Source organism: Salinibacterium amurskyense, assembly GCF_002797685.1.
GTDB classification, from domain to species: Bacteria; Actinomycetota; Actinomycetes; order Actinomycetales; family Microbacteriaceae; genus Rhodoglobus; species Rhodoglobus amurskyensis.
Map to the genome: position 1 here is coordinate 1703057 of NZ_PGFH01000001.1, position 22072 is coordinate 1725128.

The following is a 22072-nucleotide window of genomic DNA, read 5'->3' on the forward strand; positions in this document are numbered from 1 at the left end:
TTAAGAAAGAGGGTTATCGGTTCGTGATTCGCGCAATTAGCTACAACCTCCGCAAGCACAAGGCGGCGTCGGAGCTCGAAGCTCTCTCGCACACCCCCGACCTCGACGTGCTGTGCCTCCAAGAAGCGATCTCTACCCAGCTGCCCGAAGAAATCGGCAACTTGCATCTCGCTGACTCCACAAAAAATAATCGCCTGGGGCTCGCGGTGTATTACCGTCGCGACCGCTATGAGCATCGCAAGAGCCAGGCATTCGAACTCAAGAAGTCGCTTCACGACCGGGTTTTCACGCCCACGACGGAACGCCTCGTCGGCTCCCAACTCGTGGATCGCGAAACGGGGCATGAGCTTGTTGTCGCGTCGTTCCATGCGGCACCGCTCACAGCACTCAATTCGCTGCGCCGCAACCAGATCAAGGCCGCCCACGGAATGCTCGCCGAGCTTGGCGCGGGTGCGCCCATGCTGATGCTCGGCGACTACAACTATCCGCTCTTCAAAGATGGGCTTACGCAGCGCGTCAACAAGACCGGCTATGACCTGTCTCTGAGCGACCGCACCACTTATACCAACTACAAGTTCTTCCGCGGCCATTTCGATTTCGTCACCTCTCAAGGGTTCACCATCGAAGGCGTAGAAACGATGCCGCGCGGTTCCTCGGACCACTTGCCGATCTTGGTAACCGCGTCTTACGGCTCCACGAATACGCACAAGTCCACGGTGTCGCCCGCCGAGACATTCTCTAACTAACGACGAAGAGGGGCGCAGCTTTCGCTGCGCCCCTCTTCGTTACTGTGAGTCTGTGGTGTGGCTAGCTAGCCTTCGCCGCCAAGGTTGCCCGCGAGACGCTCGTGCATGTACTGGCTGGCTTCATTCATGCCGATCAGGATCACGCGCTTCTCGAGGCGCTCGTACTTTGTCGTAATCGCGTCGAGCGCGGCCACCGTCGAGGCATCCCAGATGTGCGAGTTCGACATGTCGATAATCACGCGGTCGGGGTCATCCGTGTACTCGAATTGGGTCGTGAGGTCGTTGCTCGAAGCGAAGAAAAGTTCGCCATTGACGCGGTAGTACGCGGTCGGCACTGCTTCGTCTTCGGGGAGCGTGCGCTCGACTGTGGCGAAGTGAGCCACACGACGTGCGAAGGCGACCATGGCCACGACGACGCCGACAAGAACGCCGATCGCGAGGTTTTCGGTGGCGACGACGACGATCACGGTCGCGACCATGACGGTCGTCTCGCTCTTCGGCATGCGCTTGAGCGTGGACCAGCTCACGCTGTGCCAGTTGAAGGTCGAGACAGCCACGATGATCATGACGGCGACGAGGGCCGCCATGGGGATGATCGCAACGACATCGCCGAGAACGACGACAAGGATGAGCAGGAAGACGCCCGCGAGGAACGTCGAGATACGCGTGCGAGCACCCGAAGCCTTCACGTTGATCATCGTCTGGCCGATCATTGCGCAACCGCCCATTCCGCCGAACAGGCCGGAGAGTACGTTGGCAACACCTTGGCCCCAGGCTTCGCGGGTTTTGCGCGAGTGGGTGTCGGTGATGTCATCCACGAGCTTGGCGGTCAACAGCGATTCCAGAAGACCAACGAGTGCCATCGCGATAGCGAACGGGCCAATGATCTGCAACGTCTCCCACGTCAATGGAACGTTAGGGATGAACAGCTCGGGCAGGCTGCGGGGGAGTTCGCCCTGATCGCCGACGGTCGGGACCGCGATGGCGAAGGTGACGGTAACAATCGTCAACAGCACGATGGCTACGAGAGGTGCAGGGATCACCTTGGTGAAGCGTGGCATCAGCACCATGATTACGAGCCCGACTGCTACGAGCGGGTACACCATCCACGGCACGTGGAAGAGGTGCTCGAGCTGAGCCATGAAGATGAGGATGGCGAGCGAATTGACGAAGCCGAGCATCACGCTGCGCGGGATGAAGCGCATGAGCTTTGCGACGCCCAATACGCCAAGCAAGACTTGAAGCAGCCCACCCAGGATGACGGTGGCGATCAGGTAATCCATGCCGAACTCACGAGCGACCGGGGCTACGACAAGAGCGATGGCTCCCGTGGCGGCGGTGATCATGGCCGGACGTCCACCAAGGAATGCGATCGAGATGGCCATCACGAACGAGGAGAACAAGCCAACCCGGGGGTCGACTCCGGCGATGATCGAGAACGAGATTGCCTCGGGGATCAGCGCGAGTGCCACCACAAGCCCGGCAAGCACTTCACGAGTGAGGATGCGGGGAGTGCGGAGGGCCGTCATGACAGAGGGCTCCGCTCGATAACGGTCGGCGCGATTTGCTTGCGTGATGGCCATGAGGTTCTCCTACTAAAGGAGCCGCGAGAATGCGCGACTGACGATGTGATGTGAGCCGAGCACCTGGTTATCCGGCACGGCTATACGCCAGCAACACTGCCGACTACGAGTCGGCTGTTCTCCGACTAGACAAGGGTGGTTGGCAGCATAAGAGCGCGAACCTTTTTCCACGATAGCCGATCACGCAGATTCATGGGTGACTCCCAGCCAGTGCAGAACACGCCCCGTACACGCCCAGTACACGTGCGGGGCGCTCTGGCTGATCGGCTAGAAGAGGCGGTTTCGAGCGAATACTCCGGCGAAGAGAGCGTGAGCCAGCGGCAACGCGGAGGCGATCATGAGAACGAGCCCCACAGTGGGGTCGGTAGGGCGCAACAAGATACCGCCAATGAGGAGTGCGGTGAACAGGATGGCAGACAGCACCCGACGCACGAGCTGTTCGATTGCCCGAAGTCGCTTATCGGCACTGGGCGTCTCGACCGCCAGCTGGCCGCGCTGCATGAGCGTTGCGACACTCTCGAGTTGTTGCGGTAAGCGAAGAATGAGGCCGGCCGAGGAAAGCGCCTGTTTGGCGAACTCCCGTACGGTGCCGCCGCCTTCGTCTCGCGCTAGTCGTGCCGCAAAGGGTTCGATCGCGGTCCACACGTTGTAAGCGGGGTTGAGGTCGCTCGCGACACCCGACGTGACTGAGACCGCGCGGATGATCAGCAGAAAGTTTTCGGGTAGCTGGAACGGCATCGTGCGCACGACTTCACTGAATTCGTTGCCAAACGCACGAAACTCTTGAGGGTCAACCTGCTGCAATTCGGTGAAGCCCATGCCACCGAAACGATCGAAGAGCTCGCCCATGGCTCGTTCGAGCGGCGCCGTCTCCGCTGTGCGAAGCAGGATTCCCATGTCGCGCACGCTGGCGACTAGTCCCGGGGCGTCACGCGCTGCCGCAGCAATAATGAGGCGCTGCAGGCCGCGACTCAGGTTTTCGGGAACCTCGCCCATCATCCCGAAGTCAATGAACGTGAGCGTCCAATCAGGCGTCGAGGAATCAGCACGCTGGGGGTCGGTCGGTGTCACGAAGATATTGCCCGGATGCGGGTCAGCGTGAAAGAACCGGTGTATGAAGAGCTGCTCGAACATTGCCCGCGACAGTTCATCAGCAACTTCTGCGGGATCAATTCCCGCGGCACGCAGTCGCTCGTGATCGTTGATCTTGATAGCGGTGGCATCAGCGAGGGTCAGGATGCGTCGAGTCGAGCGCTCCCACACCACCTCGGGTGCCTGCACTCGAACATCATCAGCAAAGTTTTCGGCGAAACGTTCGGCGTTGCTGCCCTCATTGAGATAGTCAATTTCGCGCAGACTGATGATCGCGAACTCTTCCAGCAGCGCGGGGAGATCTACTCTGCTCGACACGAAGCGCACACGGCTCAGCCAGGCTGCAACGCGGCGCAGCGCTGCGAGGTCGACGTCGATGATGTCGGCGATCCCTGGTCGCTGCACTTTCACGACGACATCCGCAAAACCGACGTCACTGGCCTCGGCATCAGTCAAGCGGGCACGGTGCACTTGACCGAAGGATGCCGCAGCAACCGGCGTGGGATCAAACCGAGCGAAGGCGCGCTCCAGCGGCAAGCCCAGCTCGCGCTCGGCGCTCTCTCTGATCAGCGCGAAGTCGACAGCCGGCACTTCGTCCTGCAGTCCCTCAAGTTCGCGGGTGATTTCACCCGGCAGTACGTCGAGGCGTGATGACATGAACTGACCGACTTTGATCATGAGACCGCCGAGGTCAACGGCTAGCCCGTGAAAGTTGCGCGCGATGTGAGCCGCACGAGCAAGACGACGCCGAGCGGCGATCCGCTCCAGCCCGAAGCGCGGCAGCACAAGCTCGAACCACCACTCCAGAACCATGTACCGGGCAGCGAAGCGCAGAATCCGCCGGTAGCGGGCGCGCAGCTGTCGGGTGTCGGTCATTACATCTCCCTTGAGCCGACGGTGCGGCGGGTCCGATCAGTCCTGAGCGAGAATTGCGTACAGCTTACGTCGCGCATCATCAATGATCGTTATGGCGTCATCGATCTGCTCGGGGGTGCCGGTGCGCATAATCGGCACGACTGCTTCCGCGAGTTTGGCTGCGGAACGCGGGAGGGCTGTGGGCCGTGTCGTTCCCTGCGTGTCCGCGTCTTTCCACGGAGCGGGTCGAGCAGCCTGGGCCTCGTCATGACCCTTCTCGGTGAGCGTGTAGGTCTTCTTACCTTCAGCCTCGTGAGCTTCGATCAGTCCCTCGTCGGCGAGCAACTGCAGTGTGGGGTAAACCGATCCGGGGCTGGGCTTCCACGCACCGTTGCTGCGCTTGTCGATCTCGCGAATGATCTGGTAGCCGTGCATCGACTCTTCGGCGAGCAGCGACAGGATGGCGACGCGAACGTCTCCACGGCCCATGCGCGGTGCTACGCGACGTTCGAATTCTGAGCGCACGTTATCGAGCGCGTCCCACAGCCCCTGGCCGGCCGTGTCAAAAGCGTCAGAGAAGGAGCGGCGCGAGTTGTGGCCACTGGTTCCGAATGAGTTATTCATGCTGATCCTCCAATCGGTGGATGCGGGGCACAAGCGGCCCTGCCGATACTTAACGATACATCGCTAACTTTCACGATCGTGAGGATCCCAGCCAACTAGCAGCCAAGGAAAAGAGTCTTGATTGCGAAAAAACTCGCACGAACGGCTTAAACAAGTAAAGGCCGGCAACCAGATAAATCTGATTGTCGGCCTTCACTTTTCTTACTGATTCGGTGTCCGAATCATTCGCTGTGCGCGAAGGGGGACTTGAACCCCCACGCCCTTTCGGGCACTAGCACCTCAAGCTAGCGCGTCTACCAATTCCGCCATCCGCGCGCATCTGCGGCGCTCTAGGAGCACCGCCGAGATAAGAGAATAGCACCCTTTTTGAGCACCAAAACACACATCGCTTTCCTGACCCCCGCGAAGCCCTTTTTCGCCTGCCGTGGCGTGCAGATTTTTGCTGACGAGACGGCTAGCGTGGCCTTATGACTTCTGAGCCAGAACTTGAGCGCACCGCGCGCATCGCGCAAGATCTCATCCGATTTGATACTTCCAACTACGGGGAGGGTCGATCGAACGGCGAGACGGTAGCCGCCGAATACTTGGGCGCACTGCTCGAAGACATGGGTCTCACTACCCAGTACTTCAACGCCGCTGAGGGTCGCACCACGGTGATCGCCAAGGTCGAGGGAAGCTACGACACCGAGTCATCAGCCCCTCATGCCGCCGAACGCCCCGGACTGATTCTGCACGGCCACACCGACGTGGTGCCTGCAGATCCCAAGAACTGGTCCGTCGATCCGTTCGGGGGAGTCATTCAAGACGGCCTTCTGTGGGGCCGTGGCGCGGTCGACATGAAGAACATGGATGCCATGATCGTCACCGCTCTCGGCGACATTCTGGGCGCCGGCAAACGCCCCGCTCGCGACCTCACGATCGCGTTCTTCGCTGACGAAGAAAATGGCGGCGAATACGGGTCACACTTCATGGTTCAGAAGCACCCCGAAGTTTTTGCGGGTGCGACAGAAGCCATCAGCGAAGTGGGCGGCTATTCGGTAGATCTTCAAGGTCAGCGCGCCTATCTCTTGCAAACGGGGGAGAAGGCGCTCATGTGGATCAAGCTGACCGCCCGCGGCATGGCTGCCCATGGTTCGCGCGTCATCAGCGACAACGCGGTCACTAAACTCGCCGAAGCAATCGCGATCATTGGCCGTCAGGAATGGCCGGTTCGCCTCACCGACACCACGACGCTCCTCATCGCTGAGCTGTCACGCATTCTCAATATTGATCCCGAAGAGGTCGGCCCCGACCAGCTGATTCTCGCTACTGGCACCGCTTCCGGCTTCTTGCAGGCCACTTTGCGCACGACCAGCAACCCCACGCTCTTGAATGCTGGCTACAAGCACAACGTGATTCCCGACGTCGCTGAAGCGCTCGTCGACATCCGCACCCTTCCTGGCGAAGAGGATGAGGTTCTCGCCCAAGTGCGTGCGCTGCTGCCGGATGAGATCGAGATCGAGATGATGCACCGCGACATCGGGCTCGAAACCAGTTTTGACGGCCCTCTGGTCGACGCCATGGTCAACAGCTTGGGAGTCTTCGACCCCGGAGCCCCCGTGCTGCCGTACTTGATGTCGGGTGGCACCGACAACAAAGCACTCAAGCTGCTCGACATCACGGGCTACGGTTTTGCGCCCCTCCAGCTGCCGCCGGAAATCGACTTCCCGGGGATGTTCCACGGTGTTGACGAACGAGTGCCGCTAGACGCATTAGTCTTTGGCAGGCAGGTCTTGGGAGACCTGCTTCTCAAGTACTAGTTCTTAGCTGATCGGGAGCGCTCCATGGGTTTTATCGAGGCCATTATTCTTGGGCTTGTTCAGGGCCTCACGGAGTTTCTTCCCATCTCCTCGAGCGCCCATCTGCGCATTATGGGCGAGTTTTTACCCTCTGCGAGCGACCCCGGCGCGACATTCACGGCAATCACCCAGTTGGGCACCGAGCTCGCTGTCATCCTCTACTTCCGCAAGGACATTGCACGCATTCTGAGCCGCTGGTTTCAGCAGTTCCGCAGTAGCGGCGGCGCTCACGGCGAAGTAATCGACAAGAACCATCCGGATGTTCGCCTCGGCTGGCTCGTGATTCTCGGCACCATCCCGATCGTTCTCGTGGGCTATTTCGCTCAGGAATACATCCGTTCAACGTTCCGCTCGCTGTGGCTCGTCGCAACCGTGCTGATCGTCTTCGGCATCATTTTGGGAATCGCCGATTATCTCGGAAAGCGCACTCGTGCGCTCGACGAAATGACGTACGGCCATGGCATCACGATTGGCCTCGCGCAAATGCTCGCGCTCGTTCCTGGCGTGTCGCGCTCGGGATCGACGATGACGGCAGGTCTCGCGCTCGGTTACACACGGCCTGCGGCAGCTCGGTTCGGATTCTTGCTCGCAATCCCCGCGGTATTTGGCAGCGGACTCTACGAACTCGTGCACAGCTTCGGTGAACCAGCTCAAGTTTTCACCTATGCCGAAACCGCCGTGGCCACAGTGATTGCGTTCGTCGTCGGCTACGTCGTGATTGCAGCCCTCATGCGCTATATCGAGAAGCGGTCGTTCTTGCCGTTCGTGATTTATCGCGTCGTTCTAGGCGTCGCGCTCTTCGTGCTGTTGTCGCTCGGCGTCATCCAGCCCGTCTAGTCACCACGATCGTTGCTCAGAGACCGCGGGCTCAGCAACGAACGATCGTCAGGGTGGCGTTAGTCCTTGCCCCGCCACGGTTCGTCACCAGCGGCGCCCTGGTCGGGCTTGTCGTCGCCACGACGGAGGTACTTTTCAAACTCTTGAGCGATCGCTTCGCCACTGGCTTCTGGCGAATCGACGGTGTCGCGGGCTTTCTCTAACTGCTCGATATACGACGACATGTCTTCGTCTTCACCTGCAAGAGCATCGATGCCGGTTTCCCAATCCGCGGCGTCGGTGACGAGCTCGCCGCGCGGGATCACGACATCCACGATTTCTTCAAGCTTGTCGATGAGCGCAAGCGTGGCCTTGGGCGACGGGGCGTTGTGCACGTAGTGCGGCACGGATGCCCAGATCGACATCGTGGTGATGCCGCTGGCTTCTGCCGCCTGCCCCAACACCGACAGGATGCCGACGGGCCCTTCATACGTGCTGCGCTCGATACCGAGAGCCGTGCGAACGCCAGCGTTCTCGCTCGAGGTAAACACAGAAATCGGTCGAGTGTGGGGCACGTCGGCGAGCATTGCGCCGAGAAAGACGATCGAGGTGATTCCGTTATCCACAACGGTCTCGAGGATGTCGCGAGCGAAAGCCTTCCACGAACGCGACGGCTCAGTGCCGAGCAGAAGGTAAATGTTCGATTGATTGTTGGCGCTCAACTGCAGTTCGGCATCCGCCGCAATGCTCTCGGGGCGAGCGGCGTTGGGCCGCGACGGACCGTACATGGTGACCGAGGGCCACGTGAGCACCCGGTTGCCGTCGTCGTCGTGAGAAAGCACAGGGCGATTGAACTGGTAGTCGAAGTACTCTTCGGGGTCAACTTCGGAGATGGGATAAACGTCGAGCTGCTCCTTGAGCGATCGCACTGCACCGCTGGCCGCTTCTCCGGCGTCATTCCACCCCTCGAAGGCAACGACGAGGAGTCGTCCGTTCGCAAATGGGGTGTTAGTCACAGGTCTCCTTGGGGTGCATGCCACGAATGTCGCTTAGTCAAGGATAGAACTACGATGGTGCGTTGTGACTCACTCCACTCCAGCGGCCGTCCTGTGGGACATGGACGGCACGCTCATTGACTCAGAACCTTATTGGATTTCGGCCGAGATCAGGGTCGTTGAATCCTTCGGCGGCGAGTGGACCCATGAGGATGCCATGTCGTGTGTCGGCAATGGACTTTTGGAGTCTGCCCGTGTGATGCAAACGAAGGGCGTGACCCTCGACGCGCAGGTGATTGTTGATCAACTCACCGACAGCGTCATGGCCCAGCTCAAGGAGTTCGGTATTCCGTGGCGCCCGGGGGCACGCGAATTGCTCACGGAGCTGCGTGAATCGGGAGTCCCGACCGCTCTCGTCACGATGTCGATCGGCCGCATGGCTCAGCATGTCGTAGAGAACCTTGGCTTCCACGGCTTCGATGCCGTGGTCACGGGCGATGACGTCGAGCACGCTAAGCCTCACCCGCAGCCGTACCACATGGGCGCAGCAGCGCTTGGGGTCGCGATTTCCGACTGTGTGGCGATCGAGGATTCACCTCCCGGCGCCTCATCTGCCTACGCCTCGGGCGCCACCGTGATCGGCGTGCCCTTTATGGTTGACATTCCCGAAGAGAAAACCCACGTATTGTGGCCGACTCTCGAAGGCCGAACTCTTGACCATCTCTCCGAACTTCACGCAAAGGTGACCACGCGATGAGCGACGTATTCCGACGACAGAGCGGCCCCTTTCGCGAGGGAGACCGCGTTCAATTGACTGGCCCGAAGGGTCGGCTCAACACCGTGACGCTCGAAGCTGGGGGAGCGTTCCACACGCACCGCGGAGTGCTGAGCCACGATCTGATCATCGGGCAGCCGGATGCCAGCGTCGTCGTCAGCACGAACGACATCGAATATTTGGCGATGCGCCCGCTGCTCACCGACTTTGTGATGTCAATGCCGCGCGGTGCCGCGATCATCTACCCGAAGGACGCAGCGCAGATCATCGGGCAAGCCGACATCTTCCCCGGCGCTCATGTTGTCGAGGCCGGCGTGGGTTCCGGTGCCTTGTCGCTGTGGCTGCTGCGCGCCATCGGGCCAAGCGGCAAGCTCAATTCCTTCGAGCGTCGTGAAGAGTTCTCTGAGATCGCTCAATCCAACGTTCAGGCATTCTTGGGCGCGAAGCCCGACAACTGGTCGGTCACCGTTGGTGACCTCCAGGAGCAGCTGCCAGCATCCGTCGAACCGGGCTCGGTCGACCGCGTTGTGCTCGACATGCTCGCCCCCTGGGAGTGCATCGAGGAGTGCGCTGAAGCTCTCACTCCCGGCGGTGTACTGCTCTGCTACATCGCCACCGTGACCCAGCTGTCGCGCGTTGCGGAAGCCATCCGTTCCACTGAGCTCTTCACGGAACCCGATTCCAGCGAGACCATGGTGCGCGGCTGGCACGTCGAGGGACTGGCTGTACGCCCCGATCACCGCATGGTTGCCCACACCGGTTTCTTGATGACGGCCCGCCGTCTCGCGCCCGGTTCCGTTCTTCCCGAGCTCAAGCGTCGCGCTTCGAAGTCGGACTTCAAGGACGAGGATGTCGAGGCCTGGACCCCCGGCGCGCTTGGCGACCGTAATTCCAGCGCCAAGCGCCTGCGAAAGACCGCACGCGAAGCGAAAAAGGCGGCCGATGCCGCGACGACTGACCGGTAGAGTGTTGACGATGTCTGTGTCGATGAAAAGAGTGTTTGTGCGCAAGCTTGCAGTAGTGGCCGTGAGTGCCGGAGTTGTTGTTTCGTTGGCCGGTTGTGCCAATGGTCCGTTGAGTTTCGCGGACTGCACTCCGATCTACTCGTCGGGTGCCAACACCGCGTTGGTCACCACTACGGGTGAGTTCAGCGCAGACCCCGAGGCCGAGTTTCCCACGCCTCTCGTGGCGTCTGACCTCGAGAACACCATCGTGACGGTCGGCGACGGCGAAGAACTCAATGCCGGCGATGTTGCCACCATTCAAATCACGATCTACGACGCGGCAACGGGTGACCAGCTCATCTCAACAGGCCACGACACTGCGGGTCTTCGCGTTCCCGTCACCGAGCGCGAGCCGATCTTCGGTGAGATCGCCCAGTGCTCAACCGTGGGCTCGCGAATCGTCACAGTGGGCGCCGCTGGCGACATCCTTGGTGCCGAGAACATTGCGCAAAACCAGCTCGCGCTTGCCGAAGACGACGCCATCGTCATGGTGAGCGACGTCGAATCACGCTTCCCGGGTAAGGCTGACGGTGTGAGCAAGCCCGCTCCGGCCGGACTTCCCGCCATCGTCTTGGCTCCGAATGGCCAGCCTGGCTTCACCTTCCCGACCGGCGACGCTCCCTCCGAGCTTCAATACGCGGCCCTCAAGGTTGGCTCTGGCGAGAAGATCACCGAGGGCGACGCAGCAGTCATGCACGTCAGCGGAATTGAGTGGGGCGCAGATGCCACGTTCACCAATAGCTGGGAGGACTCGGGTGTTCCCGGCACCTTCCTTGTCGAGAGCACCGCGACGTCGGAGAGCGGTCTGCCGCCCGGACTCGCTGACGCCCTCGTTGGCCAGACCGTTGGATCGCAGGTTCTCGTAGTGCTGCCTCCGGATGTGGGCTTCGCCCCGGGTTCAGAGCCCACCGGCGTCACGAGCGGGGCGACCTTGGTCTTCGTGTTCGACATCCTCGGAATTCAAGAGCAGTAACCGTTACCCACGACACGGCCGGGTGTCAGAGACAAAAGGATTTGACTCGTGCCAGCACCGAAAGTTCCTAACGAAGAACGGCTCTTCAGCCTCGTTTTGGCGTTGCTCTCTACCGAGAATGGACTCACCAAGAGCGAGATACTGTCGACCGTTCAGGGCTATCGCCAGCGGTTCGTACACTCGGGCGATAACGCCAATCTCGAGCGACAGTTCGAACGCGATAAAGACGATATTCGTGAGCTCGGGGTGCCGCTCGAAACAATCGAGCCACCCGAGCAAGCGGGTAACAACCAGAACCTTCGCTACCGTATCCCGCGCGTAGATTACGAGCTTCCTGACGACATCGCCTTCTCTGCAGAAGAGTCGACACTTCTTGGTCTCGCGGCGATGGTGTGGCGTGAAGGATCGCTCTCTGAGGGCTCCCGGCGGGCAATCGTTAAGCTGCGGTCGCTCGGCATCGAAACCGCAGAGCCTGTTCTGAGCTACGCGCCCCAAGTGCGCGTTCGCGACGAGGCGTTCGAGCCACTGCGCGAAGCTATGGACCGCCGGGTACTCGTGAACTTCGAGTATCTGAAGCCGGGGGAGCAGACCTCGACGACGCGTCTCGTGGCGCCACTCGCGCTGGTGCAACATCAAGGGCGGTGGCACTTGTATGCGAAAGATCCTGCAACGGACACCTTCAAGACATTTTTGCTCCGTCGCATGGTGAGCGGCATCCAGCGCACTAAAAAGACTTTCGATTACCCCACCGATAATGCAACAGCGCAAGCCCTCGCCGGGCTGGAAGAGGTCTGGCAGTCGAACGTTGCGCTCTTGCGTGTAGAGCCAGGAACCGACGCAGCCACCCGGCTCGGTAAACGCCGCGGCGCAGTGATGCACCCGGACTGCCGCCTCGAAGTGAACTTCACCGATCTGAATATCTTCGCGGATGAGCTTGCCAGCTTCGGTCCCGAGGTCGTCGCGATTTCCCCACCCGCCCTGCGCTCCGCAGTGATTGAGCGCCTCACGAGAACGGTGGCAGACCATGGCTAACAAGATTCCGCCCCTGCGCGCGCAAGACAAATTGGTCTTCCTGCTCGCTCTCGTGCCGTACTTGATGGATCGTGACCGAGTCAGCGTTGCCGAAGCCGCGAAGCACTTCGGTGTTCCTGAACAGCAGATTCGCGAGGCCGTTCGCCTTATAGCGGTGTCTGGTATTCCCGGAGAAACCGCCACGTATCAAGCAGGCGACCTGTTCGACATCGCCTGGGATGATTTCGAAGACAACGATCAGATCGTGTTGACCCAGCTGGTTGCCATCGATGATTCGCCACGGTTTTCCGCCCGCGAAGCATCGGCCTTGATCGCCGGCTTGCAGTACCTTTCGAGCCTGCCCGAGCATGCGGATCGCGAAGCCATCGCCACGCTCACCTCCAAGCTGTCCCGGGGCGCATCGGCGGCTCCGACAGCGGTAGCGGTGGAATCGAGCGCGCTCGACGAAACGCTGGCCCTCATCCGCGAATCTGTTGCCGCGGGCACCCAGATCGAATTTGATTACCGCAACTCGCGCGGCGAGTCTGAGCGTCGTCGTATTGACCCGCTCCGGGTCGAATCTGTGGATGCCGACTGGTACGTGCGTGGCTGGTGTCACTCTCGCGAAGACGTACGAACGTTCCGCCTTGACCGCATCTCGCAGCCAGCAATGACTACTGAGGCGATTACGCACACCGCCGGCGATGTGAATCTTCCCGAAACACTCTTTGACACCTCAGACGAAGATATCGAGGTCGGCATCGAGGTTGTGCCCAGCGCCATTGGCCTGCTGGGGGACTACGTGGCCGATGACGCGCCACGAGTTGCTGCCAGAGATCGCGTGCGCACTACCGTTCGCGTTCCGCACTTCCACGGGCTCAAGCGACTGATCTCTGGCCTGCCGGGCGTCGTGACGGTTGTCTCACCTCCGGAAGCACGCGAAGCCGTGGCACGGTGGGCACAGGCTGGCGCCGAGCAGTATGCAGAAGAGCAGTAGGTGACGACATGATCGCATGGTGGGGGTGGCTGTTGATCTGGGTGGGCCTTGTGCTCGCTCTTCTCATCATGCTCGTGGTCATGGCGTGGGTGCTGTTTCGCAAGGCGATGGCATTGATGAGTGACCTCTCGGATGTCGTAGACAAGACTGCGATTCTCGACGTGGAATCAGGGAAGATTTCGAAGCCTCAGATCGCGATTCTCACTGAGATGGCAGAGATTCGTGACCGGCACGAGGCCGAGCGACGCCGGCGTCTCGAGCTTAAGGAAGCTCGGCGAGAACGGCGCCTCGAGCGCGGCAGAACGATTACACAACGCGATGCGTCGATCATGCAGTGGCCTAAGGGCTGGTCGTAGGTGGGCTGGGTTTTCGCCGCCGGCTTCATCCTGATCGCCCTGCTCTGGTTTGCGACCTGGCTGCGGCGCCGCACAATTCGGGCGCTCCTTCTCACCACGGGCGCTCAAACTATCGGTTCGAGCAGTCTTCAGAGCCGCGGTCGACGACTACCTCGAATCGCGGTGCGCTACACCGACAACGCGGGAACCGAGCGCGTGATCGTCAAAGCGATCGTGAGCGCGGGGGATACCGAATTGCTGCAAAAACCCGCCGTCGTGCTCTATCACCCGAAACACCGCGGTCGTTCGGACTACGTATTGATGGGCTTCGGCGCCCAGCCACGGCGGTGGTTCCACGGCGAATTCAGCCGAGAGAAGAAGCCGTCCCGCTAACTCCGCGCTGTGCGCCCAATCTCGACCAACCTAGGTATGATTGGCCTACGCAGCCTTCGATTCTTAAGGAAGTTCTCCATGCTCGGCAATCTCAGCGGTTGGCACCTTGTCATTCTCTTGGTCGTCATTCTTCTGCTTTTTGGTGCACCGAAGCTTCCCGGGCTTGCTCGTAGTCTCGGCCAGTCGATGCGTATCTTCCGCAGCGAGGTCAAGACGATGAAAGACGAGAACAGTTCTGACGCTCCGACCGACTCATCGTCGGACTCGAACAGCGACACTCCTCCTAAGCCTTAATTCCTATGGCAGTTCGCGCCGAGAGGTGGCGTTCCAAGAGTGAAGAACGGATGTCACTCGGTGCGCATCTCGTAGAGCTCAAAAAACGGCTGTTTATTTCAGCGATCGCCATTCTAGTGACCGCTATTGCCGGGTTTATCTTTGCTGACTTTTTTATCGATGCGCTTCGTGCACCGGTCACGTCTATTGCGGAGTCATCTGGCCGCGGGGCGGCGTTGAACTACGACGCCGTGACTCAGGCCTTCGATATCCGCATGCAGATCGCGTTCACCGTCGCGATTGTGGCGGCGAGCCCCGTGTGGCTCTATCAAGTGTGGGCTTTTCTCGTTCCCGGCTTAGTGCGCAAAGAAAAGCAGTACGCCATCGGATTTTTGGCTACAGCCATTCCGTTGTTCCTTGCCGGTTGCGCAGCCGGTTGGTACGTCATGCCGAACATCATCACGCTGATGTTGGGCTTCGCTGGTGAGCAAGACCTGTCCAATTTGAACGCAAAGTACTACTACGACTTCATCGTCAAGCTCTTACTGTCAGTGGGCATCGCTTTCGTCTTGCCCGTATTCGTCGTGCTGCTCAACCTCGTCGGCGTGCTCTCTGCGTCAGCGATTCTCAAGGGATGGCGCATCGCCATCCTGACCATCTGCGTCTTCACTGCGATCGCTACGCCCGCTGCTGACGTCATCTCGATGTTCCTGCTCGCGATCCCCATGATCATGCTGTACTTCATTGCAGCCTTCATTGCGTGGATCCACGATCGCCGGGCAGCTAAGCGCGCCGCGCTGATTGACCCTGACGTGAGCAGCGAACTCTAGACTCTGAGCGCTTAGGCTGTAGTCAATGAGTGAACTGTCTCCCGCCGAACGGTACGCCGCGGCGAAGAAGCGTCGGGGGTACCCGGTACTCGAAGCCTTCCGCGCTAGTCAGCGCTTTGACCTCGATGCTTTTCAAATCTCGGCCTGCGAAGTAGTCGAAGCCGACAAGAGTGTGCTCGTAGCTGCACCCACCGGTGCAGGAAAGACGATCATTGCCGAGTTCGCCATTTACCGCGCGATGCAGCTGGATGGCCCCAAGGTCTTCTACACCGCCCCGATGAAGGCACTGAGCAACCAGAAGTTCCAAGAGCTCGTCGGCGAATATGGTCCCGAGGCTGTCGGCTTGCTCACGGGCGATACCAATGTGAACGCGGGCGCCCGCATCGTGGTGATGACCACCGAGGTTCTTCGCAACATGCTCTATGCGAAGTCGGACCTATTGACGAACCTCAGCACTGTAGTGATGGATGAGGTCCACTTTTTGGGTGACCGCTTCCGTGGTGCCGTCTGGGAAGAAGTGATCATCCACCTTCCCGAAGATGTGCGCATGGTCTCGCTCAGCGCAACGGTATCGAACGCCGAAGAGTTCGGAGACTGGCTCCAAGCGGTGCGAGGCGACACGGAAGTAATCGTGTCTGAAGAGCGCCCGGTGCCTCTCGAACAACACGTGCTGGTTGGCACGAAACTGATTGATCTCTTCGACTCGTCTGGGCTCGCCGCGACCAACCGCGTGAACCCCGAGCTCGCGCAAATGGCCCGCTTCGGTGGCCGCAGCCAATCGGTCGGCAACCGCCGCAAGAGCAACCGCCAGAACTCCTATGGTGGTCGCCCTCAGCGCACACGCATGGACCGCGCGGATGTCGTGGCGATGCTCTCTTCCAAGAACCTTGTTCCCGCCATCTTCTTCATCTTCAGTCGCATGGGCTGCGACCAGGCCGTGAATCAGGTCCTGCGGGCTGGTGTTCGCCTGACGACCTCCGAGGAACGCGATGAGATCCGGGAAATTGTGGAGGCCCGTTGTCGCACCTTGCTCGACGAAGACCTCGCCGTTCTCGGATATTGGGATTGGCTCAGCGGTCTCGAACGTGGCGTTGCCGCCCACCACGCCGGCTTGCTCCCCGCGTTCAAAGAGGTAGTAGAGGAGCTTTTCCAGAAGAAGCTTGTGAAGGCTGTCTTTGCTACGGAGACGCTGGCGCTCGGCATCAATATGCCGGCCCGCACCGTGGTGCTCGAAAAACTCGAAAAGTTCAACGGTGAAGCTCGAGTGCCGATCACTCCGGGGGAGTACACCCAACTCACCGGGCGCGCCGGTCGACGGGGCATCGACATCGAAGGCCACTCGGTCATCCAATGGGTCGATGGTCTCGACCCGCAGGCAGTCGCGTCCCTCGCCTCGCGCCGCACTTACCCACTCAACTCGAGCTTCAAACCGACCTACAACATGGCGGTCAACCTCATCGAGCTCTTCGGTCGCGAACATACTCGCGAAATTTTGGAATCGAGCTTCGCGCAATTCCAAGCCGACCGCGCCGTTGTCGACCTCGCGCGCAAAGTTCGTTCGCAGAAGAACTCGCTCGAGGGCTATGCGAAGTCGATGGAATGCCACCTGGGCGACTTCGCCGAGTACTCCCGCATCCGGCGTGAACTCAACGACCTTGAGAAGAAGGCTCAGCCCCGTGGTGATGCGGGTCACCGCGGCGAACGTGAACGTCGACAGCGCAAGCTCGGCGAGCTGCGCAATCAAATGCGCAAGCATGATTGCCACGCGTGTCCGGAACGCGAATCCCACGCTCGTTGGGCCGAACGCTGGTGGCGCCTCAAGCGCGAAACCGATCAGCTGAGCCGCCAGATTCAGAACCGTACAGGTGCTGTCGCGAAGATTTTCGACCGCGTCACCGACGTTCTCACTCAGCTCGAATACATCGAGCCGGGCAAGAACGGCGAGATGACCCTCAACGAGCACGGGCGCGTCTTGCGCCGCATCTACGGCGAACGCGATCTTCTCGTCGCTGAATCGCTGCGCCAGGGCTTCTGGAAGTCACTGGATGCTGCCTCGCTCGCGGCGATGGCGACCACCCTGGTGTACGAGCCTCGTCGCGATGAGGGCGACCTCGGCGACCGCTACCTGCCGCGAGGTGCATTCCGCGAGGCGTTCGACAAGACCTCCACGCTGTGGGCTCAACTCGATGATCTCGAGCGCGACAACCGCCTTCCCGGAAGCCAACCGCTCGCCACCGGCCTCGCTCTATCGATGTATCGCTGGGCGAACGGCGCGAGCCTCGATTCTGTTCTGGACCTTGCCGACATGGCCGCGGGCGATTTCGTGCGCGTCACCAAGCAGGTAATCGATCTACTCGACCAGCTGTCGGTTGTCGCTGACGGCGATGTCGGTCGTACCGCACGCAAGGCACTCGATGGCATCCGCCGTGGAATCGTCGCCTACAGTTCTGTCGCTTAGGCTCGACTCGTGATGCCCGATAAACCTGTTGCTGTGTTGCCCTTGTGGGCTGCGATCGTTACAGCACTGGCCTCTGGACCGATTATGGATGCCGGCTTCCCCGACATCAGCGTCTGGCCGATGACGTTTGTGGGCATCGCCCTCATGCTGCTGGCTCTTCGTGGTCGACGCTCATGGTCGGCATTTCTCGTCGGCTTTCTCGGCGGCTTTGCGTTCTACCTCACGCACATCTCGTGGGCCTCGCTCTTCTTAGGGCCCGTGCCCATGCTCGCGCTGTCGTTCCTAGAGTCACTCTTCGTAGCCCTCGGAGCGCTGGCGATCACCTTGGCGTATCGCTGGCTGCCTCGGGCCTTCGGGGCGGGCTGGGGCGCGACGCTAGGGCTAGCCATCGTCGTAGCGGGCCTCTGGACAGCCCGCGAAGCCTGGATGAGCGTGTGGCCTTACGGCGGCTTCTCTTGGGGACGCGTCGCTCTCTCGCAAGCAGAGAGCCCCCTCGCACCACTTTTTCCGTGGATCGGCGTCTCCGGCGTGAGCTTCACGATCGTTCTCGTCGTTGCGCTAGCTCTCGCCGCCGCCGAATACTCGTGGCGCCACTACAGCGAGCTACCTCTGGATGCCCGCGCTCAACACGTGTCGCGGGCGCTACGCACAGCATTCGTGCCGGTCGCTGTCTTCGCGCTCATGCTCAACGTGCCGACGTGGCAAGCAACGCTCGAAGGCACCCTGCGCGTCGGTGCCGTTCAGGGCAATGGCAAGGCTGCCTACTTCGACGAGCGCGAGCGTGGCGATCTCCTAACCGCCCAGCTCACCGCGACTGAGCCTCTCTATGGCCAAGACCTCGACCTCGTCGTGTGGCCCGAGGGTGGCACTGACGTATCACCGCTGAGCAATAGTTATGCGGCATCCGCGTTCGACTACGTGGTCGAGCAGGCTGGCGCGCCCCTGATCTCCGGTGACATCACCGAGCGTGACGGCAAGATTTTCAATAGCCAACTGTTGTGGATGCCGGGGGAGGGCGTCGTAGACATTTACGACAAACGTCACCCCATCCCGTTTGGCGAATACGTGCCGAATCGCGAGTTCTGGGCGCAGTTCGCCCCCGATCTCATCGGACTGATCGCGCGGGATTACTCCATCGGTACGACGGACATGGTTTTTGACGTCAATGGCGTCACGGTCGGGGTGAACATTTGCTTTGACATTGTCGACGATCAAATCTTGACTGAGTCGGTCGAGCAGGGCGCGCAAGTGATCATCGCGTCGTCGAATAACGCCGACTTTGGTATGACCGACGAGAGCGCTCAGCAGCTGGCTATGGCTCGTATCCGCGCGCTCGAGCTCGGCCGCAGTGTCGTCAATATTTCAACCGTGGGGCTCAGCGCGATCATCGCTCCTGATGGAACCACGATCGCCGAGGTTCCGTGGTACACGGCCGCCACGATGGTGGAGGATGTGCCGCTATCGACGAGCATCACTCCGGCTGTCGTGTGGGGTCGAGAGATTGAATGGCTCGTGTCTGGACTCGGACTCGGTGCCCTCATCGTTGCAGGATTGGCCGGTCGGAGAAAGAATGCCTAACGTCGTCGTGGTGGTTCCCACCTACAACGAGATCGAGAACATCGCCTCGATCGTCGGTCGTCTGCGCCAAGCGGTGCCGCGTGCCCATGTGCTTGTAGTGGATGACTCGAGCCCCGACGGCACGGGGGAGCGCGCTGAAGAACTTGCCGCTGCTGATCCCGGAGTATCGGTGCTTCACCGGCCCGCGAAGGAAGGGCTGGGAAAGGCGTACCTCGCGGGCTTCGCGCTCGCACTGGAACGCGGCTACACCTACATTGTCGAAATCGACGCGGACGGATCGCACGACCCCGCCGAATTACCCGCGATGATCGCCCTCGCTAAGGCTGGCAACGATCTCGTCATCGGATCACGCTGGGTGCCGGGTGGATCAGTAAAGAACTGGCCGTGGTACCGCCACAGCGTCTCGCAGGCCGGAAACACCTATGCCCGACGAGTGTTGCACTCCGACATTCGCGATCTCACCGCGGGCTTTCGGGTGTTCCGCGCGAGTGCTCTGCGCGAGCTCGGCCTCGAAGGCGTATCGTCGCAGGGGTACTGCTTTCAAGTAGAGCTGGCCTGGAACTTAGAACGTGCGGGCTACCGAGTGACGGAGCATCCGATCACCTTCGTTGAGCGCTCAACGGGCCGGTCAAAAATGCATGCAGGAATTGTTGCAGAGGCACTGCTCAGGGTCACCGGATGGGGAATATCGGCGACCCTGAGTTCAGTACGTCGTTAGGCGCCGATCTTCTGCTGACCGCGACGGGCGCGCAGGAAGTCGAGACGCTCTTGAAGGAGCTCTTCTAGTTCGGGGCGAGTGCGACGTTCGAGAAGCATGTCCCAGTGGCTACGGGGAACCTTCACGTCGACCTCATCGAGTTCTACCAGCTCGCCGTTGTCATCGAGGAGTGTTCCTTCTTGACCCGTCTTGGCGTCAAGCCACTGCTGGGGAACTTCGGCGTCAGACGAGAACATCACTTCAAAAGTGTTTCCGTCGGTCGCCTTGTATACGCTCTTTTTCCGCGGGGAAAACTCGACACCCTCTTCGCTCTGTAGGCTCTGGGTACCAAGTCTCATGCCGCGCAAGCTGCGATCTGCCATCGTGTGGCCTCCTTCAATTCGCGGTTTCTACAAGTAATAAACCCTCTTGCTGAACGTATGCTTCCAAGCGCGCAGTCTTCACAGCGAGTTGTCAGCATTTGCCAACATTTCTCGCTGCCGTGAAGTGGAGTGTGCGCGACTTCGTTAGGCGCGCGATTTCACAACTTCGAGGGCGAGGTCTGCTCGGTCGGTGACGATTCCATCGACGCCGAGGTCGAGCAGGTGACGCATTCGCTGCGGTTCATTGATTGTCCAGACATGCATCTCTAGTCCGAGATCGTGCACGCGGGAAATCATCCGCTGAGTGGTCACCCGCAACCCTAGCGCTTTCTCTGGCACTTGGATGGCAACTAGCCCAGAAAGGGCACGGCGCATGGCGGGGGAGATGCCGGCTTTCGCGCTGATCAGAGCCATCAAGAAGCGGCGAGCGGAGGCTGAGCTCGCGATTCCGGGCAACTGCTCGACAATTGCGGCACGACGCGCTTCGTCGAATGACGTCACGAGAACGCGATCGACGGCTTTCATCTCGCGAATCGCACGCGCACTGGGAAGGACAGCGCCCTTGATTTTTACGTCCACGTTGAAGCGGGTTTCAGGGAACGCGTCGAGCGCTTCGGCGAGAGAGCAGAAACCTTGACCATCGCCCAGGTCAATACGTCGCAGCTCTGCCATCGTGAGTTGCTCTACCTTGATAGCCCGACCGGCAACGCGAGTGAGGCTGGGGTCGTGCGCAACGACGGCTACTCCGTCGAAGCTGACATGTACATCCGTCTCGATGAACTGAGCCCCCTCGGCGACAGCCTTCGCGAAAGCAAGCATCGTGTTTTCGGGTGCGTCAAGCGCAAGCCCCCGATGCGCGAACACGCGGGGGCCTGCGGGGGAGAGAAATGACGAGTTGGCGCTAGCGCGCGACTGGTCCCTTGCCACTAAAGAATCCTTCACCAATGCCCTTGAGCGCCTCCGTCAGTTCTGACGGGATGATCCACATCTTGTTGGAGTCACCTTCTGCAATCTTAGGCAGCGTCTGGAGGTATTCGTACGCCAAGAGCTTCGGGTCGGGATCACCCTCGTGAATCGCCGCGAAAACCGTCTTGATTGCGGCGGCTTCACCGTCGGCGCGAAGAACTGCTGCCTTCGCTTCACCCTCAGCTTCGAGAATGGCAGCCTGGCGCGAGCCTTCTGCCTCGAGAATGGCAGCTTGCTTGGTTCCCTCGGCGGTCAGAATCTGCGCACGGCGGTCACGCTCGGCACGCATCTGCTTTTCCATCGAGTCTTGAATGGAGAGGGGCGGGTCGATGGCCTTGAGCTCGACGCGTCCAACACGGATGCCCCACTTGCCGGTCGCTTCGTCAAGAACTACCCGCAGTTGGGAGTTGATGTTGTCGCGACTCGTGAGCGCTTCCTCAAGGTTGAGTCCACCCACGACGTTGCGCAGCGTGGTGGTCGTGAGCTGCTCAACGGCTCCGAGATAGTTGCCGATCTCATAAGTCGCGGCACGCGCATCCGTTACTTGAAAGAACACCACGGTGTCGATGGAGACCACGAGGTTGTCCTCGGTGATGACCGGCTGCGGTGGGAACGAGACGACCTGTTCGCGCAGGTCGATGAGGGGCAGCATCCGATCGATGAAGGGTACGAGGATGTTGAGGCCCGGGAGCAGGGTTTTGCGGTACTTTCCGAGGCGTTCAACTACGCCGGCGCGTGCTTGCGGAACAATGCGAATCGCACGGAACAGCGTCACGAGCACGAAAATGGCGAGGATGACGAGCAGAATCACCACGAATACCTGGCCTACAAAGCCAGCGGGATCAGTCAC

22 protein-coding genes and 1 tRNA gene are annotated in these 22072 nt (G+C 60.4%); 15 read left to right on the plus strand and 8 right to left on the minus strand.

What is annotated here, in order from left to right; genetic code table 11:
- The first annotated feature begins 26 nt into the window (after positions 1 to 26).
- Positions 27 to 746, plus strand: coding sequence for an endonuclease/exonuclease/phosphatase family protein (locus CLV85_RS08105; RefSeq protein ID WP_100389311.1), 720 nt, complete (start codon positions 27 to 29; stop codon positions 744 to 746).
- A 65-nt stretch (positions 747 to 811) separates the two neighbouring features.
- Here the strand turns inward: CLV85_RS08105 and CLV85_RS08110 are convergent, their stop codons facing one another.
- From CLV85_RS08110 to CLV85_RS08125, 4 genes are all read right to left on the minus strand, one after another.
- Positions 812 to 2329: a SulP family inorganic anion transporter gene (locus CLV85_RS08110; protein WP_100389026.1), complete on the minus strand. Its 1518-nt coding sequence runs from the start codon at positions 2327 to 2329 to the stop codon at positions 812 to 814.
- Between the two features lie 267 nt (positions 2330 to 2596).
- Positions 2597 to 4297, minus strand: coding sequence for an ABC1 kinase family protein (locus CLV85_RS08115; protein WP_100389027.1), 1701 nt, complete (start codon positions 4295 to 4297; stop codon positions 2597 to 2599).
- A 36-nt stretch (positions 4298 to 4333) separates the two neighbouring features.
- Entirely contained in the window at positions 4334 to 4900 is a 567-nt protein-coding gene (locus CLV85_RS08120; RefSeq protein WP_100389028.1) for a PadR family transcriptional regulator, read from the minus strand.
- Between the two features lie 231 nt (positions 4901 to 5131).
- A tRNA-Leu gene (locus tag CLV85_RS08125) sits at positions 5132 to 5215 on the minus strand.
- A gap of 152 nt (positions 5216 to 5367) precedes the next feature.
- Here CLV85_RS08125 and CLV85_RS08130 point away from each other — a divergent pair.
- Entirely contained in the window at positions 5368 to 6699 is a 1332-nt protein-coding gene (locus CLV85_RS08130; protein WP_100389029.1) for a M20/M25/M40 family metallo-hydrolase, read from the plus strand.
- A 24-nt stretch (positions 6700 to 6723) separates the two neighbouring features.
- Positions 6724 to 7575, plus strand: coding sequence for an undecaprenyl-diphosphate phosphatase (locus tag CLV85_RS08135; RefSeq protein ID WP_100389030.1), 852 nt, complete (start codon positions 6724 to 6726; stop codon positions 7573 to 7575).
- Positions 7576 to 7634: 59 nt separating this feature from the next.
- Here CLV85_RS08135 and CLV85_RS08140 read toward each other — a convergent pair whose 3' ends face one another.
- Positions 7635 to 8570: a proteasome assembly chaperone family protein gene (locus tag CLV85_RS08140; RefSeq protein WP_100389031.1), complete on the minus strand. Its 936-nt coding sequence runs from the start codon at positions 8568 to 8570 to the stop codon at positions 7635 to 7637.
- Positions 8571 to 8634: 64 nt separating this feature from the next.
- Between CLV85_RS08140 and CLV85_RS08145 the strand changes: the two genes are divergently transcribed.
- From CLV85_RS08145 to CLV85_RS08200, 12 genes are all read left to right on the plus strand, one after another.
- A complete protein-coding gene (locus tag CLV85_RS08145) occupies positions 8635 to 9306 on the plus strand; it encodes an HAD family hydrolase (RefSeq protein WP_229820222.1) in 672 nt (223 codons plus the stop codon).
- A complete protein-coding gene (locus CLV85_RS08150; RefSeq protein WP_100389032.1) occupies positions 9303 to 10289 on the plus strand; it encodes a tRNA (adenine-N1)-methyltransferase in 987 nt (328 codons plus the stop codon). Before CLV85_RS08145 ends, CLV85_RS08150 begins: the two co-directional genes overlap by 4 nt.
- Positions 10290 to 10299: 10 nt before the next feature.
- Positions 10300 to 11301 carry an FKBP-type peptidyl-prolyl cis-trans isomerase gene (locus CLV85_RS08155; RefSeq protein WP_229820220.1) on the plus strand — a complete coding sequence of 334 codons (1002 nt, stop codon included), beginning with the start codon at positions 10300 to 10302 and terminating at the stop codon, positions 11299 to 11301.
- 48 nt (positions 11302 to 11349) lie between these two features.
- Positions 11350 to 12333, plus strand: a complete 984-nt coding sequence (locus CLV85_RS08160; protein ID WP_100389033.1) for a helix-turn-helix transcriptional regulator — start codon at positions 11350 to 11352, stop codon at positions 12331 to 12333.
- Positions 12326 to 13309, plus strand: a complete 984-nt coding sequence (locus CLV85_RS08165) for a helix-turn-helix transcriptional regulator (protein ID WP_100389034.1) — start codon at positions 12326 to 12328, stop codon at positions 13307 to 13309. The genes CLV85_RS08160 and CLV85_RS08165 overlap by 8 nt, the downstream gene beginning before the upstream one ends.
- Before the next feature lie 8 nt (positions 13310 to 13317).
- Positions 13318 to 13665 (plus strand): hypothetical protein, encoded by a 348-nt coding sequence (locus tag CLV85_RS08170; RefSeq protein ID WP_100389035.1) that lies wholly within the window; start codon positions 13318 to 13320, stop codon positions 13663 to 13665.
- On the plus strand, positions 13666 to 14037 hold the full coding sequence (locus tag CLV85_RS08175) for a hypothetical protein (RefSeq protein ID WP_100389036.1): 372 nt from the start codon (positions 13666 to 13668) through the stop codon (positions 14035 to 14037). It abuts the gene before it with no gap.
- A 78-nt stretch (positions 14038 to 14115) separates the two neighbouring features.
- Positions 14116 to 14331: a Sec-independent protein translocase subunit TatA gene (gene tatA / locus CLV85_RS08180; protein ID WP_100389037.1), complete on the plus strand. Its 216-nt coding sequence runs from the start codon at positions 14116 to 14118 to the stop codon at positions 14329 to 14331.
- Positions 14332 to 14381: 50 nt separating this feature from the next.
- Positions 14382 to 15140 carry a twin-arginine translocase subunit TatC gene (gene tatC / locus CLV85_RS08185; protein ID WP_100389038.1) on the plus strand — a complete coding sequence of 253 codons (759 nt, stop codon included), beginning with the start codon at positions 14382 to 14384 and terminating at the stop codon, positions 15138 to 15140.
- Positions 15141 to 15165: 25 nt separating this feature from the next.
- Entirely contained in the window at positions 15166 to 17598 is a 2433-nt protein-coding gene (locus tag CLV85_RS08190; RefSeq protein ID WP_100389039.1) for a DEAD/DEAH box helicase, read from the plus strand.
- 12 nt (positions 17599 to 17610) lie between these two features.
- Positions 17611 to 19176, plus strand: a complete 1566-nt coding sequence (lnt, locus tag CLV85_RS08195) for an apolipoprotein N-acyltransferase (protein ID WP_100389040.1) — start codon at positions 17611 to 17613, stop codon at positions 19174 to 19176.
- A complete protein-coding gene (locus CLV85_RS08200) occupies positions 19169 to 19894 on the plus strand; it encodes a polyprenol monophosphomannose synthase (RefSeq protein WP_100389041.1) in 726 nt (241 codons plus the stop codon). Before lnt ends, CLV85_RS08200 begins: the two co-directional genes overlap by 8 nt.
- Here the strand turns inward: CLV85_RS08200 and CLV85_RS08205 are convergent.
- The 3 genes from CLV85_RS08205 to CLV85_RS08215 all read right to left on the minus strand — a co-directional run bounded on the left by CLV85_RS08205 (position 19891) and on the right by CLV85_RS08215 (position 22072).
- Positions 19891 to 20256 carry an RNA polymerase-binding protein RbpA gene (locus tag CLV85_RS08205; protein WP_100389042.1) on the minus strand — a complete coding sequence of 122 codons (366 nt, stop codon included), beginning with the start codon at positions 20254 to 20256 and terminating at the stop codon, positions 19891 to 19893. The genes CLV85_RS08200 and CLV85_RS08205 overlap by 4 nt on opposite strands.
- Positions 20257 to 20400: 144 nt before the next feature.
- The gene (locus CLV85_RS08210) at positions 20401 to 21183 is read right to left on the minus strand and encodes a glycerophosphodiester phosphodiesterase family protein (protein WP_100389043.1); all 783 of its coding nucleotides are present in this window, start codon (positions 21181 to 21183) and stop codon (positions 20401 to 20403) included.
- Positions 21158 to 22072: an SPFH domain-containing protein gene (locus CLV85_RS08215; protein ID WP_100389044.1), complete on the minus strand. Its 915-nt coding sequence runs from the start codon at positions 22070 to 22072 to the stop codon at positions 21158 to 21160. The genes CLV85_RS08210 and CLV85_RS08215 overlap by 26 nt, the downstream gene beginning before the upstream one ends.